We start from the raw sequence: 18,619 nt of genomic DNA, 5'->3' as shown, positions 1-18,619 counted from the left end.
TTCCGTGCGGGTAGTTTTACCTGCTTTGCAATGTCACCGGGGAGCCCTATCTTTAATGCTCCCCTCATGACGCACCCACAAAACCTTGCTCTTTTTTAACTTAACATTCATGCTAAAGCGCATTACTTTACCAGTACCTGTCTATTTAAAGAAGTTTTTGGAAGGGGAATACAACGCACAAACCGGCGTTATCAAAGTTGAAAAGTCGAGCCAGATCGGGCAGCTGATCAACCTGGTCTCCCGGCCCTACCCACTGGCTATTCCCGCCCGACCCGTACCCGGTACCAGCGTCACGTTTGCCTACTACTGCCGGGAGAAAAGCTACGACATTGCACCCGACAAACTCGTGGCGATGGTTCGCCAGCTGGAAGAGATTTTTCGCACGGCGATGATCTTCGAGGTGCGCAAAGTGCATGAACTGGTGGGGGGTGACTACGCGCCCCACATCCGGCAGTTTCTCGACCGCTACGACATCAAACGCGACGTGGACATCGACTGGGAGACGGTTCGCAAGATTTACCGGGATTATTTGAACCGAAATGACCGGAAAAATCGAAAAAGGCAGGAAAATTTATGCGTAAAAAGTCCGGCTGTAGACTAAAAAGTCCGGCTACAGACAAAAAAGTCCGGCTCATGCGTAAAAAGTCCGGCTAAAAGGGGCTCTGGTGTATCGCCAGGGCCTTTTTTTTAAAAAAAAGTGTGCGCAAATCGGTCCTTTCGGGCGGGGGTTTTGCGGTCTACTTTTGGGGTATGACCACCACCCAACAGATACTGGGCCAGCCGGCGGGCCAGCCCAACGCGGGCTTTGTTCGTGCGGCCTGGCTGCTTAGGGCCGCTGACGTAGCCGCCGTGCTCAGCCCCCAGCAGTATCCCGTCGCCGGCCAACCCCAGACGGTCAGTAAGGCCGGCCTGCTGGTCAGGAACGGAGCGCTGCTGAGCCGGCTGCAGCTGCCAGCCAAAACAGCCACCTTCGACGAAGCCAGCAGCCGTGAGCTGGCGGGCATGACCTACGTACCTACCCTGCAGTTTCCCCTACCCCGCCCATCGGCGGCTTTCGACGACTACATCGCCCGCTACGCCAGCGCCCGCTGGGTCGTGTTCTGGGCGGATTATAATGGCCAGGGCTGGATCGCGGGCGATCCGGCCAACGGGCTCCGGCTTGGGGTGACCCGGCTGCAGGGAGCCACGAATGGTATCCAGCTTACGTTTACGGGTCGGAGTGCGCACCCGATCTGGCGGCTGGAGAGTACCGATCCGGAGGTACTGTTTGCTGGCTCAGCCTTTGATTTTGGTTTCAACCTTTCTTTTGATTCATAACATGCCTTTAGATTCCGCTCCCCTAGAGAGTCAGATCGACTCGAATTTAGCCGACAACGTCACCCGCGATATCAAGCCGAGTGTGTTGCGTTTTATTCTAAAGACCGTTGTGCGCTGGGTGCGCGATGCGGTCAACAGTAACGTGTCGACCTGGCAGCGCACGGCAGACAACAGCCCAGGCGGTTCCAACAACGAAGACATCTACCGGATCGGCGTCACCCGCTTCAAGGGTAGTATCGAAGCCTATACCCGCACACCGGACGGCAAACCGCTGGCCGAAGTGGCCAACGACCAGGCCGGCATGCGGGTCAGCTCGGTCAACGGCGGGCCTTCGTACATCGAGTTGCACCATCCGGGCGTGCGGATCGACAAGATCGGTACCGACCAGAATGGCGTTTTCAAGTTTGGCCCCTGGGGCCTGCAGGCGGCTTACGCCATCGTGATCGATTCGCTGACCAAAGTTTTTCGCTTAAGCAACGATGTCGCCAACCGAAAGATCGTACTCAACGATGTTACGGGTAACGACCATCAGTTTTACGGGCTGGGGATCAATGCCAGTACACTGCGCTACCAGGTGGATGCCCCGACCTCCAAGCATGCTTTCTACGCGGGCAGTTCCGCCAATACCAGTAACCTGCTGATGATCCTTTTAGGTAGCGGCCAGGTAGGCATTGGCGCTGCTACGCCAGGCTTTAAACTGGATGTACAGGCTGACAACCCCGACAATGGCGTACTGACCCAATTTCAGAACACCCGGCTATCAGGCGGTAATGGGGCGCTCATTCAGATCCACCAGGCCGGCATTGGTATCTGGCGTTACGGGGTTTCTGCCGGTTCGGATTCCTTTATCATTCAGGGCTACGGTGGGGGCGCTTTCCCGGAGCGGCTACGGATCGACACCAATGGCAATATGGGCGTAGGTACCCCAAGCCCCACCGCCCGGCTCCATGCGAAGGGGCCAAATGGCTACGATCAGCTTCGGCTGGAGAACAAATACACGCCCAGCGGGCCGAACGATCCAAACGGCCAACCAGGTAGCGTCTGCTGGGACGACACCTGGTTCTATATCAAAACCGTGAACGGCTGGCGTCGCATTCAACTTTCTTCCTGGTAATCGTCACCTTTTCCTTCCTCCGTATGAACACCATCAAAGCCCCCATTTCTGACGAGCCCGTCACCAGCTTCAAGCGCATCGCTCAGCACGAAATTTTCAGCATTGGCCCCGACCTGAACATGGTGCAGCAGGTGCGGGTGATCACCGTCGACGCCAAGGGCCAACCGCTCACCGAGCGCATTAGCGCCGATCAAACGCTGACCCTAGAACAACGGCTGGCGGGTTTACAGCGCTACGCCGATCAGATCGTCACCCGCCAGACGGCAGGCGCATTCGTCGACGCTACGGGCCTGGTCGTAGCGGAAGGCACGGCAGGAGCCGTGCCCCAGCTGGCTTATTTTCAGGCCATCACCCTGGGCGATCTGAAGGCAAAAGGGCTTACGGTTAACGACGAAACCTCTTTCGCTTCGTTGCTATACGCGCTTTTGCAGGGTGAAATTCTGAACATCGATGCGCGGAGCGGCTTATGAACCAGCCCATCGTCGTCCGCTACAAAGAAGAAGACCCCAAAGCTGACCGCTGGGAGCTGGTGTATTCGGTTACGTTTCAGACCGACGCGGGCAAGGTAGTCGTGCCCCGTGGCTACGTGACCGATTTCGCGTCGGTACCGATGCTGCTCTGGGGCGTTTTCCCGCCCATTGGCCGGCACAACCGGGCCACCATCCTGCACGACTACTGGTACGATAACCGGCTGTTTGAGAATACGCTGGGCGCTAAACAGGCCCGGCGACTGGCGGATCGGGAGCTGTACCTTCGGCTTCGGGAAGTAGAGCCCCGCAAACCCCTGCGCAATTATTGTATGTACCTGGCCTGCCGGCTCTTTGGTCGATCCTGGTGGGTAAACTAATCGAACGATGAATAACTCAATCGGGCGGGTCAAGATGATCCGCTACGCCAAAAACCCGGCTACCTTTCCCTTCACCTTTCCTGGGGGCGTACCGCTCGATCTGACGGTGCGGGCCTGCAGCGAAGGCGGTCAGCGCGATTACCCGTCGCTCAAGCCTTCCATCCAGCGTCAGGGCACGACGCTGCTGCTCCAGCTAAACCTGGAGCAGATGGCCATTCTTCGGGACCTATCGGGCGGGCCGCTCCTGATCGAGATCGGCTGGTACGGCCTGGTGCAATTTGTGCTGGAGCTGACGGCTTCGCTGGCGGCTCCGATTCTACCCGCTCAGCCACTGACGGTTCGCTTACCCGACCAGGTCACCTTCACCGTACCCGTTCAGACGGCTTCCGAGCTGGTAGCCCAGGCAGCGGCAGCGGCCATGCAGTCGGCGGCTCAGGCCCTGGAAAGTAAACAGATCGCCCAGGCCAGTGCGACCAGTGCTACGGACTCGGCGAGTTCGGCGCTGGCCTCCAAGCAAGCCGCCCATACTAGCGCTGAGCTGGCTACTGAAGCGGCTGACACGGCGGTACTAGTGGCGGGTAACATTATGACGTTTGTGGGCAAAACCGAGCGGGGTGTACGGCTCGGCTTAGGCGGAAGTATTCAGTACACCCAAAACCAGAACCGCTATAAAACCATCAGCATCACGTTGTTATGAGCCTAGAAATTGAAGTACTCACCGTCGAAGGGCTCCAGCCCATTATCGACGATCTCAAAGAGTCAATCTTTCCGGATCGGCAGGCGGCTGAATCCGCTGCCGGCGTAGCCACCCAGAAAGCTACCGACGCGGCTGGTTCAGCGGCTGCAGCCCTGGCCTCCAAGAACGCGGCTGGTACCAGCGAGACCAACGCCAAGACGGGTGAGACCAATGCCGCCGGATCAGCGGCTGCAGCCCTGGCTTCCAAGAATGCCGCTGGTACCAGTGAAACCAACGCCAAGACCAGCGAGACCAATGCCGCCGGATCGGCTTCAGCAGCCCTGGCCTCCAAGAACGCGGCTGGTACCAGTGAAACTAACGCGAAGACCAGCGAGACCAATGCCGCCGGATCAGCCACTGCAGCTCTGGCTTCCAAGAATGCCGCCGGTACCAGCGAGACTAACGCGAAGACCAGTGAAACTAATGCCGCCGGATCAGCCGCTGCAGCCCTGACTTCCAAGAATGCCGCTGGCACTAGCGAGACCAATGCCGCCAGTTCAGCGGCTGCAGCCCTGGCCTCCAAGAACGCGGCTGGTACCAGTGAAACTAACGCGAAGACCAGCGAGACCAATGCCGCCGGATCAGCCGCTGCAGCTTTGGCTTCCAAGAATGCCGCCGGCACCAGCGAAACCAATGCCGCCGGATCGGCTTCAGCGGCCCTAGCTTCCAAGAACGCGGCTGGCACCAGTGAGACCAATGCTGCTGGTTCGGCATCAGCGGCCCTGGCCTCCAAGAATGCCGCTGGCACCAGCGAGACCAATGCCGCCGGATCGGCAGCTGCAGCCCTGGCTTCCAAGAATGCCGCCGGTACCAGTGAAACCAATGCAAAGACCAGCGAGACTAACGCCAAGACCAGCGAAAACAATGCACTGGCAGCGGCTACCAATCGCAAGATCGATGCGGGCAATGTAACCGGGGCCTACTCGGTCGATATGGCCGTGAATGACAACACGTACCTGTTTTTAAACTTGACTGGTAACGTTACGCTCAGCCTTACCAACGTGGGACAGGGAAAGTGTTTGTACATCCGGGCCGTGCAGGGCGGGGCGGGTAGCTTTACAATTACCTTCCCCGCTACCGTTCGCTTTCCAGCGGGTGCGGCCATCGACTGGAGCACGGCTGCTGGTAGCGTGATGGTGTTTACCCTCGTGGCCAGTGCAGGTAATGCGCTGGATGGTTTCTACTCTAAACAGTAACGGGCATGGTTAGACACATTGGAGCTACGGTAAGCCAGTTTACACCTTCGCTCAATCTGGATTTTATGAAGGGGGTGCTGCCTGTCGGACTAAACTTCACCAGAGCCACACAGGGTACGTATTTTGATAGTACAGGCACTTTGCAAACCGCCCCTATCAACACGCCTAGATTCGATTACGACCCGGTCAGTAAACAGTTGCGGGGGCTATTGATCGAAGAACAGCGGACGAACTTCATAAACTTTAGTAACACGTTAACAAGCTGGAACCAAACGGGTGCTACAACAACACTGCTTTCCGGCACATCGCTGGGGCTTAACCGCTATGCAATTGCCTGCGGGGGACAAAATTGGCATCGAGCAGAGGCACCTGCTTTCAATCTTACATCAGGCACAGCTTACAGTGGCTTTATATTGTACGAGAATACGGGAAACTCTGGCCGGTTAAGATTCGTGTTTCGCAATCAAGATGGAGCAATCGAAACGGTTGTGAATGGCTTAATTGGTTCTTCGAGTGTCACTAACTCAAATGCAGGAACAATCACCTATACGGATGTCTTTATAACCCCTACGGTACGCAAATTTACGTACACATATGTACCTAATTATACGGGTGGTTTTAGACTAGGTATAGGCCCGGATAGTACTACGTCGAATGAAACGATTGTTGTCTTAGCAGCTCAGTTTGAAGTTGGCTCATTTGCCACCAGCTACATACCGACCACTACGGCGGCTGTTACACGGTCGGCGGATATGTGTTTTACGAACCTAGGCAGCTGGTATAATCAAGGTGAAGGTACGATGCTAATTGAGTTCGTTCGGGGAGTAGTACCCGCAACTAACTACCAATCGTTCTTTGCGCTCTTGTCTGGTTCAGGGAGCAATATTATTGCGCTAGAATCTGGCGCAGCCACACCTTCAGTTCAGCGTCTCAGGGTAACGGCTAGTAATGTGGATCAGGTCATTCTATCAGCAATCAACAATGCCGTTGCAAATTCCATCTATAAGCTAATTGGAAGCTGGCGGGTAAATGATTTTGCGGTTGGTCATACTGGCGTAGGCGTACAAAAAGCTACTAGTGGCAACATACCTATTGTTACATCTATGTATCTAGGTTCAAGTGGTGGATCTGCCAGCCTAAACGGCTACCTGCGTAAGTGCGTCTACTACCCACGTCGTTTGTCTAATTCCTACCTTCAAGCCCTCACTGCCTAATGGATTACTATATCAAATCGGACACCCGCAAGGGCTTGATGGCGGCTCTGGCGGCTGCGGGCCTGATCGATGGGGAAGGCAACCTGGTAATGGCTGGTGAAAACTTCGCTTTGCAATACCTGGGCAAGTTGTATGATCCGCCTATCGTTGACGAATTTGGCGTCGAACTGGCACCGGCTCAGCTGTGTACTGGCTGGCACGCTAATTTTCGGCTGCTGAGCGGTGATCTACCGGACGTGCTCCGCCCGCTGGTGATGAAAACACCCCCTACCACCCCGCTCGTGGTTTGGTTCTGATACGACTGCCTGGCCGCAATGAGCCAGGCTTTTTTTGTGTCCTTTCCGTTTGGCGGGCACGGCTCCACCTTCGTAGCGTTTTAAACCGCTACGGCGATGTACCAAAATCTTTTAGGCGTCTGGGCCATATCCGAAGTTCACAGCTACGCCGTCCAGGCGGCTCTGCAGGCAAGCCAGTTCAAACCCTACATGGCTGGTCACCCGGACATTCCCGCCAGTGCGATGGCCGCTGCCGGCTTTACTATTGAGGGCTACTACGCTGATCAGCTAAGCGTCGGTACCAAGGGCGACGTGGTGGTCATTCCCGTGGTGGGTACCATGTCACGGGGCTATTCCTGGGACAATTATTTCTCCAACACGTTCTTGATGCGTTTGCTGAATAGCATCGCCGAAAATGACGCGAAGAAAGGTGTCATTCTGGACTACAATTCGGGCGGGGGTACCGTCGACTCCACCGATGAATTTTGTGCTTCCGTAGCCGCTTTTGTGCAGAAAAAGCCGCTTGTTTCGCTGGTTAGCTGCTGCGCCAGTGCGGCTCTTTGGTCGGCTTCGCCTTCTAACGAGATCATCATGCGGCCTGGCCCCGTCGCTCAGATCGGCTCGATTGGTACCATCTACATGTACACCAATTACGCCAAATCGCTGGAGCAACAAGGCATCGACGTAAGGCTGTTCCGGTCTACGGGATCAGTCGACAAAGCCAAGCCCAACAGCATCGAGCCGCTCGACGCAAAATCCGAAGCCGATATCCAGCGAAGCCTGGACGTCTCCAATAAAGCCTTCAAAGGAGCCATACGTGCGGGTCGGGGTGGCAAGATCAAATCCGAAGAAATTTTTACCGGCAAGATGTATGGTGCCGATGAAGCCATTAGCAACGGGCTGGCCGACCGCAAAGGCGACCTGACGTTGGCTTATAACCGTGTAATTTCTCTTTCTAAAAACTATGTCTAAAAACACCGTTAACGGGAGCTTCTTCGCCAAGTTGTTCCCCAACGCATCGAAGTGGTTCCTGGAGAACGCTTCCCAGGATGAAGTCAACAAAGCCGAGCAGGAAGCGGCTGTGCTGCACCAGCAAATGCAGGCTGGCGTGGAGACAACGCCACCCGCTGGAACGCCAGCCGCTGGAACGCCAGCCGCTCCAGTAGCAGCTCTTCCCGCTACCCCAGCGGCTCCGGTAGCTGCTCCCGCTGCTCCGGCAGCGGGTCAGATGCCGCTCGAAGTCCCAGCGCCCCAGCCATCGGCTTCGGAGCTGACTAGCCAGCTAACGGTCATGACCACTCGCGCTACGAACGCCGAAGGTCAGGTAACAACGCTGAACGCTCAGGTAACAGCCCTGACTACAGACCGCGACCGCTACAAAGCCTGGCACGATAAGCATAAGACGCTGGCCACGGCCCTACCGGCAACGGACTCAACGAACAAGGGCGAGCAGGCGGAGAACAATTTATCGGAGGCTTCCAGTGCCGCTCTGGATATGTTCCGCAAGCGCCGGACGCCCGCTCAAGCCGTTTAAAAGCGGCTTTCAGCTTGCTTTTTTTTAACTGTATCACCTTTCTCTTTTTTTAACAAATGGCACAGCCAGTAATTGATTTTTCAAATTTTGGGGCTGACCTGATGCGTACCGTCCAGGACAATGGCGGTACCATCATTGTCACCAATGCGGTGATGGATGGCGTAGCGGCTTTGCGCAACGACTTCGCCACCGAGCTGACCCGCGACCGGGCGCTTTTGCTTTCGGCGGAATTTATCGACGCTTTCAAAGCGGCTTCGCAGAGCTTCACGGGTCAACAGGCGATGGTGCTCCGGCCCCGTTACGCCGAGTTCACCCAGGGCGACATCGATCTGGAGATTACCTTCGACGATATTCAGAAAGCCTACCGTTCGTACGCGGGCTGGATCATGGAGCCGACTCGTACCGAAGCCGACGTGCGCGAAAATCCGTTTGAGTTGTTCTTCGTGCGCCGGATCATTGCCGCCCACTTCATGTTCGTGCGCCAGAAAACTTCCTGGAAGGGTATTTACAACCCAACGCCAGTGGGTGCTGAGAACATCGCAGACGGTCTACTGAAGAAAACGGCAGCTGGCCGGGCATCAGGCGAGATCAAAGCGAGCCACGTCTTTACGTCAGCGGCCATCACGGTCAATAACGCCTACGACCAGGTGAATGGCGTGGCCAACCTGATCACCACGGCCCGGCCCGATCTGCTGAGCATCCCGCTCAATTACTACATCTCGCAGACCGATTACGATCTGTACCGGAAGAATCGCCGGACGCTCTTTAAAGAGCACGTTGGACCCGCTGACAAGCCAACAACGCTCGACGACTACACCAACATCACCTTCGTGATCGATCCGGGTCTGGCGGGCAAAAACACGAAAGTGATCACGCCAAAAGACAACCTGAAGTTCATCGCCAACGAAGCGCCAGGCCAGTACTCGATCAACATCGTCAAGCAGGTGAAGAGCTGGCAGATCAGCATCCGGGTGTCGGTTGGTTTCGATTACGCCAGCCCTGAGCTGTTGTTTTTGAACGACGCCATCTAAGTCAGTACCGCGTACCGAGTACCCAGTGCCGCCCACTGGCGACGGTGGGCGGCTAGTTCCTTCCTCTTTTTTTAGAAGTACCCAAGGTTTTATTAGACAGCTAACAAAAATGAAAAGTATCAAGGTATTACTGGGCTTGTCCCTTTTATTCATTGCAGCCTTAGTGACTGATCAGACAGGTAACGTACTGGCTGGCGTGGCCACCATTCCGGCCTTAACGTATGGCTTTCAGCTGGTGACGGGTCAGTCGCTATTTTCCGGATCGGGTCTGGCGTTTGGAGCACTGACCGCCGTCAAAAAGCCCGAACAGGGCGTAGCTAACCCAGGCGGTGGTCGCCGGTTGTTCCTGGCTCCGGTCGATGGCATTTCGGGCGAATGGCCAAAGAAAGCGGATATTATCGAAGGCGAGCTGACCGTAGCGCCCACGATGACCGCTGCTGTAGTCGGGCCACCTGCCATTCCAGCCGGCGCATTTATCGAAGTATCAGTATCGGATAACTCGCTGAAAACGGACGGAGCCTTAAAAGGACCGACTGGCTATCAGAGTTGGGAACAAAGCCTGGAAGTAAAAATTGCGGGCTTTACCAAGGCTCAGTGTGCGGCCATCGACAAGCTGCTCAACCAGGAAGTCGTAGCCGTAGTCACGATGACCGACGGTCAGCGGGCGGTACTGGGCTCTAACTTTTTGGGTCTGCAGTTCGAGATCACCCATACGTCGGGCGCTAAAGGGTCTGACCGTCGGGAATGGACGCTCAAGGCCAAGCAGGACGGCTACATGTTCAACTACCCCATCCTGGCCGCTTCGGTCACGATTCCGGGCGTTGCTTAATTGATTCGTTAACCAGGCTTCTGGACCAACTCGCAAAAGGTCCAGAAGCCTTTTTTTCTGATTTGCCCAATGGCCAAACTACAAGACAAACCAACCCGCACCGTGCAGGTGATCTGCGATCCCAGTACGACGTTTGGCATCGGCTCGGATACAATCCGGGTCGGTGATCTGACGCTGGAGCAAGCCGAGCTGGTCGCTGATCAGCATCCGGGCCAGTACGTTCTTATCAATGATCCAAAAACCAGCAGCGAAGCGTAAGGCCGCTGCTTAACCCGTTTTACAACCATGAGTACACTCACCCAACTCAAAGGAGCCCGCGACCTGGCTCTGCTCAATCATTTTTCTCACAAAAGCGAACAAAGCCAGGCGGCTCTGGACAAAGCCGAATCGGACCTGAAAGCCGCTATTGTAGCTGCAGAAGCAGGCGAAGTGTCGACCGATGACCCGGACGCCATTAAGCAGCAGGCCCACCAGGCGATGAAAGCAGCTGTGCAGGAGAACAGCCCAGCCCCAAAACCAGCGCCGGTAAATACCTTGCCGGCTCCCCCAGCACCGAAGATTGAACCGGCTAAACCAGAAACAAATCAACCTGGTGACACCACCAATCAGGATGGTGGCCAGCCTGCAGACACCACCAATAATGGTGATTCTGGCCAATCTGAAGAAAAAAAAAGCGAATAGACGAGCCGAGTAATCTATCACAAGAACGCAAAGAGCAGCTCTTGCTGGAAGCCGAACGGCTTAACAGCAAGGCTGCTCTTTTGAGTAATACACTGGCTGACTTTGCCGACGATGACGTGGCGGGACGGCTAAAGGTAGTCGAGCAGCTGGAAGAGATCCGGGAGCTGTGGAAGGATGCCCAGTACGAGCTGAAGACCGGCAAACAGCGCCGGGAGCCGAAAGCCACTAAACCAACCCAGCCAAAAGAAGGGCTGAGCGAAGCCGAGATCAAACTGGAGCTGAGCCGCATCCGGACCAATATCTCGAAAAACCAGACCAAACTGGCTGAGCGCCCCGATCACAAGAACGCCTTCGAATGGCAGGCTGAGCTGGACCGTTTGCAAAGTCTGAAACTGGCCTACGAAGCCGAATTAACCCGCTAACGCCCAAAAACAGAAGACCCCCAAAAATCGCGGCTTTTTCCTGGCGATATCCACAAAAAAGCTAGGATCTGGAAGCTAAGAAAAAGGCCATTTCCACGCAATGAATGGCCTTTTCTGAGAAAGCGCAAAATTTTTTCCATCGTTTTGATCCTCTTATAAAACTACCTGATCAATCATCCATGAGAGAGCACAATCAGTACCTAATCAAGGTGCAGGAAGAGCTGAGCATCTATCAAAAATTCCTGCTCAATCCGGACACCGATCTGACAACGACCCAGGCCGAAAACTTCGAGCGCATCGAAGCCGTCCGATCCTGGCTACGCGAAGGCTTCAGCGATGGCCAGGTGCTTTCCCGCATCAAACGCATTTTTCGCCTTCAGGAGCGCCGGGGCCGGGAAATCTTAGCCCTGGCTTACGCGGTGTTTGCCGAGTTGCGTCTATCCCGTGATAAAGATGGCATCAAGGCTGTTTACTCCGAAATGTTTCGCCAGGCCGCGAAAAATGCGGGCGACATGGGTGATTTCAAAGCCCAGGCTGCACTACTGAAGGAAGCAGCCAAAATCGACGGCGCTTACGACAACCAGAAGGAAGTTGATGTCGAATCGAAGAAAAAGCCAACTAAGGTGACCATCAAGGTCAAAACAATCAACATTGGCCAGGCCCCTGCTGAACCCAAAAAAGTCGAAGATATCGCCCATGAAGTCATCAGCTAGTGAAGTTGAAAACCAGGACGAGATCGAACTGGAGGTCAACGAAAAACAAGGGCTTTTCCTGAATGCGGTCACGACCCACCATTATAAAATGGTGGGTATGGTCGGCGGGCGTGGATCGGGCAAATCGATCACGCTCGCCGATCTGCTTAAACTAGCCGCTGAAGAAATGCCGATGGCCAAGTGCGGCTGGGGCGTAAAGACCGTAGCCAAAGCAAAATCGAAGCTAACGTCGGGGCTAAAAGCCGGCTGGAAACGGTGGAACTGCTTCGAGTATGACTGGAAAACCGGAGCGGGTGAATACGTGCTCTGGCGGGAGCCACCGCCGAGTTTTGATCGTGCCTATGAAGCGCCCGACAACTGGGAAAACTGCATCAGTTTTGCCAACGGTTTTACCATCGAGTTCGAAGGCTTCAAAATGGCGTCCGAAGAAAACCGGGGCGCTAACTTTGATATGTACGTTGTCGACGAAGGCTTGAATTTTAAGAAAGCCTGGCTAACCGTCGTATTGCCCACCCTTCGGGCAAACCCTGGAAAATTTGACTCTTTTTTACACCACTCGTTTTTCGTGTTTTCGTCTCCGCCCTGGACGCCCGAAGGCCAGTGGATGTACGAAATTGAAGCCAACGCCAAAAAAGAGCCCAACGATTATTTCTACCAGGAAGTAAAGACGCTGGATAACCAGGCGTTTTTACCAAAGGATTATATAGCAGGGCTTAAAAAAATCCTGACCCGAATGGTCTTTGAAGTGGAAGTCGAAGGCAAGCGAATTTCCAAGCTGCCTAAAACCTTCTACCCAGCCCTGACTCGTGAGAAGCACGTGCTGGAAGATCACGACGAAGACGAGCCGCTAACGCTCGATGGCAACCTGTTTTATAACCCCAAGCAGGAGCTGGTAGCCAGCCTGGATTTTAACGCCCATTTTACCAGTGCTACATTGTGGCAGGAGGATATGATATACGGGCGTCTGGTGGATAACGTGTTTGTGAAAGAGGCCGGGGAAGATAACTCGATGGCCAAAGCCTGGGCGGCTTTATTTGTGGAGCGTTTTTCTGGGCACGCTAAAAAGAAGATCGTTCTAACCGGCGACCGCAATGGCCACAACAAGTCAGCAGGCAGTAAGCAGACGATGTATGAGCAGGTGTATGCTGTACTAGATGGGGCGGGCTGGGATGTGGTACTAGCACCACTCACCTATAACCCATTACACGTAACCAAGCACAATGACATCAACAAGGTACTGGGCGAGCAGCACGAAGGCGATGACCTGTTCAAGGTACGTATCGATGGGGTGAAGGCTAAGGCCACGGTGATATCGATGGAGAACAGTCCCATCAAGATGAACTACGAGAAGGACAAGTCAAGCGAGTCGGGTGACGCTGATCAGGAGCTGGCCACGCACTTATCGGATACGGTCGACTACTACATCATCCGGCGCATGAAGACCGGAGTAGCCCGCGCCAACGAAGACTTCGAGATCGAGTTCTGGTAGCAGCCTGACCGATATCGATGAACAGACCGCTCGACGTGCGCGAGCTGACACCACCAGGCCCAGTGATGCCCGATCCAAAAAATTTCGGGTGTTACTGGGCTTTCAGCTATTCGAAAAAATTGGAAATGGAAATTTCCAAAATGATAAAGGGCGGGGTCAATTAAGAAAAAGGTGTCGAAAAATGGCTGTTTTTGAAAGTTAACGTGCTTTTTTCCAGCTATTTAATCCGTTTTTCAAGTCAAAAACAGTGCAACTTTTGTAACGCACTGACGCTCAAATAAATATCTCTTACTTGAGCGTCAGTGAGATTAATTTATTGATTTCAGCAATTGTCGAATGACGATAGGCTTCCAAACAACTCCTACTTCATTTGGCTGACTTTGCCCAGCGTAGATGCCTAGAAAAAGGGTTTTAAAGCCAGAATGACCAACAACTTCTAATCCTGCGTGGGTTTTATAACCACCGCCCAACCGCAAGACTACAGGTGATCCAGACATTCCACCTCGTGTTGTTGCGTCTATCAAAAAAGCTGGCCAATCATTAAAATTCGTATCGGGGTCACTCGCAATATGACCTGTTTTCCAAATAGGAAATAGGCCAGCTGCTGACATGCCGCCTGGAAAGCCGACTATTTGTACAGGCATTCCAGGTATTGGCACCATATCGGTTTGGTCAAGATCAAGATCAAAAGGATACATCATTATATCATTAGCTACATAAGACAAGGGTAAAGCAACTACATCAGCAAGTTGTCCATTTACACTTATTTCGTGCCAGCGCTTTTTTCCGTTTTCATACAATGGCTCATTTTTTACAAGCCAACTGCCTAGCTTAGAAGCGTGATGCCATATATTCAGCATATTAGGGGTTCTGCCATTTGGATCAGATATTTTATTATTTTGATACATATCCTTGCCAGAAACGACATGCAAATTGGTAATCAGATAATGCTTTGAATTATGAAGAACGATAAAGCCAGTAGCAGTACCTAATAACTGATTGTCAAATCCTATTTCAAGTTTCAGACTTCGAACACTAATCGGGTCTACTGCTTCACCAGGTTGGGATTGTCCAGGACTAGGGCTTGTCAACATTATTAATAGAGATAGATATATTACAAACTTCATTACAATTAATTTTAACCCTTTATCGATTATTATGGTTGCCTACGCACACCGCGATGATCCAAATATTTATATACCGTCGTTCGGGAAATTTTTAGCTGCTCAGCAATCACTTTAATGGCGTGGCCATCCTTGTGCAGCGACTCAGCAATACGGGCGACCTTCTGAGCTTCTTCGCTCAGGCCAGCGGGCTTACCTCCTACCCTGCCCTTCAGTTTCGCGGCTGCTAAACCAGCCATTGTGCGCTCTCTGGTTTGCGCCCGTTCAAACTCGGCTAGGCTGCAAAAGATGTGAAAGATCAACTTGCCGGCGGGTGTACTGGTATCAATCTTGTCATTGAGACTGCAAAACGTGACATGCTTATCAGAAAATCCGTTGACCAGCTGAACCAGGTGCGACAGATCACGGCCTAAACGGTCAAGTTTCCAGACCACCACTTCATCACCAGCGCGAAGTTGCTGCAACATTTTATCGAGTTCGGGACGCTGGTGGCTAGCGCCGGAGATTTTTTCCTGAAAGATTAGGCCGCACCCTTCCTTCTGGAGTGCGTTCAATTGCATATCCAAGTTCTGATCGAGCGTCGAAACGCGGGCGTAGCCTATTCTCATGTGTTCAGGATAACGACCGGTATGGTGAACACAAAGATAACCACCCAAATGCTTAGTATTGTGTCCAGAATACTCGTTCAATATTGCGTGTTCAGTTGACCCCGTTTTTCTGAACAAAGTAGTTCCATTAGAATACTGTACACAATTACCGAAGCCGGGTAGTTATTTTTGGCAGGCCAAACTTGGCAGATTATTTGAATGGTAAATGAGATATAATTATATCTACTTTTTCCTCACGATCTTTTCGCTGGGCTTTTATATGGTAGTTAAAAGCAGCTGCCCATTCGTCTGCCCGTTCTACTTTGGGACCTAACGTTATTTTATTTAATGCGGGGACTATATCGATCAGTTCTATATAAACTCTAGGTGGAATAAATTTTTTATCTATCTTCTTTACAAAGCCCACTCCTTGTACAACTAGCCGTACTTCATTTTCATATTGATATTCCGAGCTTTTGAACAAATAAGCTATATCATTCAACAGTTTTACTACGTTGACACTCTGCTCTTCAGTTAACACTGACACTCTGTCTCGCAAATCAATCATAAGGTTATTTAGTTGAGAAATAATTATATTACTCTTTCCGGGAACGATGAATGTTTCTTTTGATAAATAGGCTACGTTGTAAAAAGTAAATTGCTCCTCATTCCGCGGCTGAACCCCTGGTGTAATATCAATTGGGCTTATTTTCTTTTTTATATTATCTATGAAATCTGTTTTATATACTGTTAAAGCACACCCTCTGGCTTCCGCCTGTGCTTCTTTCCCGTACATTCTCCATAAAGTCAAATCATTATGTTTATTATCTGCAACAAAACTCCCGATGAATGGTCTTTCAGCAAATAATTCTTCTAGGGTCTCGTCAGCAGCAGCCCGCTTCGTACTTTCAAAAGAAAGGTAACGGAATAATTCCCGCCCTTCCGAAGTATCATTCAGGAAAGCTCCTTCTGATAATCGAAATGCACTATTCTCCAGAATCATAGCCTGAGCGCCTGACAAGCTAGTATAATGGGTTAAACAGGGATCATCGAATAACAATAACTGCTTTATATTATCAACGATAGTATCAAGTTCGTCATACCAAGCGTTCTCAATCTTAAATTTTAGCTCTTCAATCTTAGACAAAGCAACCTGATGATAATAATCTTCGGGGTTATTAATTAACTCTACAAAGCGCTTGTAGTAAATAATTGCTTCATTGTATTCCTTCCTACTAGCCAAGAGGTCGCCTTTATTCATGTAAGCCGTGGCATAGCTTGGTTCTAGCCGTATAGCCTCACTATAGTCGGCAAGCGCTTTGTCATACTCTCCCGTTCTGGACCAAACAACTCCTCGATTAAAATACGTATCTGGTTCGTCTTGTTTTAGTTCTATAGCCTTATTATAGTCGGCAAGCGCCGCAGTATACTCTTTTTTATTAACCCAAACACTACCTCGATTACTGTAAGCCAACGCATACCTTGGGTTTAATTCTATGGCCTTATTGTAATCGGCAAACGCTTTGTCATACTCGCCTCTTCTAAACCAGATAGTACCTCGATTACTGTAAGCAATTGTATAATTTGAATTTACTCGGATGGCTTCGTTATAGTCGGCAAATGCTTTATCATTTTCTCCTTTATTAGACCATGCAAGCCCACGATTAGAATACGCCTTATCAATGTTTGGGTCTAGTTGAATAACTTCATTGAAGTCCGCAATCGCTTTGTCATACTCTTTTCTTTCAGACCAGACAACACCTCTCATAAAATAGCCTACTGCCGATTTAGGATTAATGTCAATTGCTTTTTGGGCATAGATAAATACTTTTTCTAGATCGCCTACCTCTATATACGCTTTGGCCCGCCATGCATATAAGAGAGCATTATTATACTGCGATAATAATTTGTCGTTTAGGATGGTATTGATTTCTTGGTATTCATTTTGCTCTAAAAGCTGCTCGACCTGTCGAATGATTTGTTCGGGTGTGGACTCCATTTATGATAAAGAGATGGTTACTTATCGTAAGAATAACTTTTCTTATAGAAATGTCTCTAATATAATAAAAGCTCCTGAGCAATCAGGAGCTTATTTGAAAGTATGACAAAACCTCGTGTTATGAGGCTTTCTTCAATTCCTCTTGAAATGCTTGGCTTTGCTTTAGCTCGGCGATCACCCGGCGCTCGTCGGGTCGGCCATATACTTCCAAACCTTTCTCGGACTTCCGGCCCAGCATCACTTTGACTGCTTCGGTGGTTAGGCCGAGTGTGTTATAACACCAGTCTGTAAAAGTTTTACGTCCTGCCTTTGTTGATAGATCAGGATGAAAACCCAACTCGGCAGCAATGATCTTGAGCCAGTCGTTCATGGTCTTGTTCGACTTGACCGGCAGCCGCTCCCAACCGCCATACTTCTCAACAATGGCGTCTACTTCTTTGAACTGAGGTACCCTGGCCGTCACTTCCGTTTTGATCCGCTCTTTGATCAACCAGGGCTTACCGTCAATACCCCGTTGTAGAGCCGTCTGATACTGATCAATAAAATCTTTAAGATCGCCGTAGTGAAAGCCTGTTCGGCAGTAAATAATAAATAGATCGGCGACCTCCTGCTTATACTTATTATTAAAGCGATACTTCAATAGGCGGTCGAATTCTTCATCTGTCAGAAAAATTGGATCGGGATACTTGGCGTTTGGAATCTTGAAGCCTTCCAGGCTATTGTGTTCAGCCAGGTGGTTGGCTTTTGCCCATCTTGTTACCTGTTTGATCGTCTGGCTGTGCTTTCTGATATAGCTATCGGCATGACCAATCTTATCACCAACGGGAATTAGCTTCATCCATTTACGATGTTTTTTCAGCCAGGGCACGTCGAAGTCTTCAGTGGGTAGATCCAGTGCCTTCTCCGAGATTAGAAAGTCAATTAGTTTTTTGCGGCAGTCGTCATAAGCTTCCCAGGTTCCGTCGCTACAATCCGGGTTAGTTTTAACGTCTTTGAGAAACATATCGAAGGCAGTAAGCAGTGACGTGGTATCCCCTCCTTTCTTCCATAGGCGCTTGATCTTGCCAGCAGTAATGGCTTTTTCTTTGCGAAACAAATCAGTAAAGATGGCCATCAATTGCAGTTCCTGAGCGGCAAGCTGTTCATTCTTAAACTGCGCTTTATGATCATGCTTGGTAATGCGTTGGGCAGCTGCATTCCAGTGATCGCGGTAGATGGTGATGCCCGTTGAGCCGATCTCAACCCGTTCACCCTTCACTGTGATGTTACAATAAATTTGTGCTTTGCCTTGAATTTTCGAATCGTGGAGCCAGTAGTTAACTTCCATACGGTTGATCTTCATTGCGTCTTGTTATGGTCTGGTTAGACCAGCATAACTAGAGGCATTTTACAAAAAGGTAGGGGTGCCAACAGAGAAATTAAGTGCCAGCAGAAGTGCCAACAAGTATAAATAACAGGAGGTTATGCGTACTAATGAGTCGCTATTGGGTGAGAAAAAGCACAAAAAAACC

General features: G+C 51.4%; 22 protein-coding genes. 18 read left to right on the top strand and 4 right to left on the bottom strand.

The window, feature by feature from the left end:
* Positions 1-109 precede the first annotated feature (109 nt).
* The 18 genes from LQ777_RS10870 to LQ777_RS10785 all read left to right on the top strand — a co-directional run bounded on the left by LQ777_RS10870 (position 110) and on the right by LQ777_RS10785 (position 13,398).
* Complete coding sequence (locus LQ777_RS10870; protein ID WP_232562543.1) at positions 110-601, top strand: hypothetical protein; 492 nt, start codon at positions 110-112, stop codon at positions 599-601.
* A gap of 149 nt (positions 602-750) precedes the next feature.
* On the top strand, positions 751-1,317 hold the full coding sequence (locus tag LQ777_RS10865) for a hypothetical protein (protein ID WP_232562542.1): 567 nt from the start codon (positions 751-753) through the stop codon (positions 1,315-1,317).
* A gap of 1 nt (position 1,318) precedes the next feature.
* On the top strand, positions 1,319-2,431 hold the full coding sequence (locus LQ777_RS10860; RefSeq protein WP_232562541.1) for a hypothetical protein: 1,113 nt from the start codon (positions 1,319-1,321) through the stop codon (positions 2,429-2,431).
* A 23-nt stretch (positions 2,432-2,454) separates the two neighbouring features.
* Complete coding sequence (locus LQ777_RS10855) at positions 2,455-2,901, top strand: hypothetical protein (RefSeq protein ID WP_232562540.1); 447 nt, start codon at positions 2,455-2,457, stop codon at positions 2,899-2,901.
* The gene (locus tag LQ777_RS10850) at positions 2,898-3,278 is read left to right on the top strand and encodes a DUF1353 domain-containing protein (protein ID WP_232562539.1); all 381 of its coding nucleotides are present in this window, start codon (positions 2,898-2,900) and stop codon (positions 3,276-3,278) included. Before LQ777_RS10855 ends, LQ777_RS10850 begins: the two co-directional genes overlap by 4 nt.
* A 7-nt stretch (positions 3,279-3,285) precedes the next feature.
* The gene (locus LQ777_RS10845) at positions 3,286-3,975 is read left to right on the top strand and encodes a hypothetical protein (protein WP_232562538.1); all 690 of its coding nucleotides are present in this window, start codon (positions 3,286-3,288) and stop codon (positions 3,973-3,975) included.
* Complete coding sequence (locus LQ777_RS10840) at positions 3,972-5,210, top strand: hypothetical protein (protein WP_232562537.1); 1,239 nt, start codon at positions 3,972-3,974, stop codon at positions 5,208-5,210. Before LQ777_RS10845 ends, LQ777_RS10840 begins: the two co-directional genes overlap by 4 nt.
* Positions 5,211-5,215: 5 nt before the next feature.
* Positions 5,216-6,424, top strand: a complete 1,209-nt coding sequence (locus tag LQ777_RS10835) for a phage head spike fiber domain-containing protein (protein WP_232562536.1) — start codon at positions 5,216-5,218, stop codon at positions 6,422-6,424.
* Positions 6,424-6,720 (top strand): hypothetical protein, encoded by a 297-nt coding sequence (locus LQ777_RS10830; RefSeq protein ID WP_232562535.1) that lies wholly within the window; start codon positions 6,424-6,426, stop codon positions 6,718-6,720. The genes LQ777_RS10835 and LQ777_RS10830 overlap by 1 nt, the downstream gene beginning before the upstream one ends.
* Positions 6,721-6,816: 96 nt before the next feature.
* Entirely contained in the window at positions 6,817-7,671 is an 855-nt protein-coding gene (locus tag LQ777_RS10825) for a S49 family peptidase (RefSeq protein ID WP_232562534.1), read from the top strand.
* Positions 7,664-8,233 (top strand): hypothetical protein, encoded by a 570-nt coding sequence (locus tag LQ777_RS10820; RefSeq protein WP_232562533.1) that lies wholly within the window; start codon positions 7,664-7,666, stop codon positions 8,231-8,233. The genes LQ777_RS10825 and LQ777_RS10820 overlap by 8 nt, the downstream gene beginning before the upstream one ends.
* Positions 8,234-8,289: 56 nt before the next feature.
* The gene (locus LQ777_RS10815) at positions 8,290-9,264 is read left to right on the top strand and encodes a hypothetical protein (RefSeq protein ID WP_232562532.1); all 975 of its coding nucleotides are present in this window, start codon (positions 8,290-8,292) and stop codon (positions 9,262-9,264) included.
* 109 nt (positions 9,265-9,373) lie between these two features.
* Positions 9,374-10,093, top strand: coding sequence for a hypothetical protein (locus LQ777_RS10810; RefSeq protein ID WP_232562531.1), 720 nt, complete (start codon positions 9,374-9,376; stop codon positions 10,091-10,093).
* A gap of 69 nt (positions 10,094-10,162) precedes the next feature.
* Positions 10,163-10,351 (top strand): hypothetical protein, encoded by a 189-nt coding sequence (locus LQ777_RS10805; protein WP_232562530.1) that lies wholly within the window; start codon positions 10,163-10,165, stop codon positions 10,349-10,351.
* A gap of 27 nt (positions 10,352-10,378) precedes the next feature.
* A complete protein-coding gene (locus tag LQ777_RS10800) occupies positions 10,379-10,774 on the top strand; it encodes a hypothetical protein (protein WP_232562529.1) in 396 nt (131 codons plus the stop codon).
* Between the two features lie 41 nt (positions 10,775-10,815).
* Complete coding sequence (locus tag LQ777_RS10795) at positions 10,816-11,196, top strand: hypothetical protein (protein ID WP_232562528.1); 381 nt, start codon at positions 10,816-10,818, stop codon at positions 11,194-11,196.
* Between the two features lie 179 nt (positions 11,197-11,375).
* Positions 11,376-11,909 carry a hypothetical protein gene (locus LQ777_RS10790; protein WP_232562527.1) on the top strand — a complete coding sequence of 178 codons (534 nt, stop codon included), beginning with the start codon at positions 11,376-11,378 and terminating at the stop codon, positions 11,907-11,909.
* Complete coding sequence (locus LQ777_RS10785) at positions 11,893-13,398, top strand: hypothetical protein (protein ID WP_232562526.1); 1,506 nt, start codon at positions 11,893-11,895, stop codon at positions 13,396-13,398. Before LQ777_RS10790 ends, LQ777_RS10785 begins: the two co-directional genes overlap by 17 nt.
* A gap of 308 nt (positions 13,399-13,706) precedes the next feature.
* Here LQ777_RS10785 and LQ777_RS10780 read toward each other — a convergent pair whose 3' ends face one another.
* The 4 genes from LQ777_RS10780 to LQ777_RS10765 form a co-directional block, all read right to left on the bottom strand.
* Complete coding sequence (locus LQ777_RS10780; protein WP_232562525.1) at positions 13,707-14,525, bottom strand: S1 family peptidase; 819 nt, start codon at positions 14,523-14,525, stop codon at positions 13,707-13,709.
* 29 nt (positions 14,526-14,554) lie between these two features.
* Positions 14,555-15,130 carry a recombinase family protein gene (locus LQ777_RS10775; protein ID WP_232562524.1) on the bottom strand — a complete coding sequence of 192 codons (576 nt, stop codon included), beginning with the start codon at positions 15,128-15,130 and terminating at the stop codon, positions 14,555-14,557.
* A gap of 190 nt (positions 15,131-15,320) precedes the next feature.
* Complete coding sequence (locus LQ777_RS10770) at positions 15,321-17,108, bottom strand: tetratricopeptide repeat protein (RefSeq protein ID WP_232562523.1); 1,788 nt, start codon at positions 17,106-17,108, stop codon at positions 15,321-15,323.
* A gap of 118 nt (positions 17,109-17,226) precedes the next feature.
* Positions 17,227-18,450, bottom strand: coding sequence for a phage integrase SAM-like domain-containing protein (locus LQ777_RS10765; RefSeq protein WP_232562522.1), 1,224 nt, complete (start codon positions 18,448-18,450; stop codon positions 17,227-17,229).
* Positions 18,451-18,619 lie beyond the last annotated feature (169 nt).

This window comes from Spirosoma oryzicola (assembly GCF_021233055.1).
GTDB classification, from domain to species: Bacteria; Bacteroidota; Bacteroidia; order Cytophagales; family Spirosomataceae; genus Spirosoma; species Spirosoma oryzicola.
Note: the sequence above shows the minus strand (reverse complement) of the source record. Positions and strands in the feature narration are given on the sequence as shown.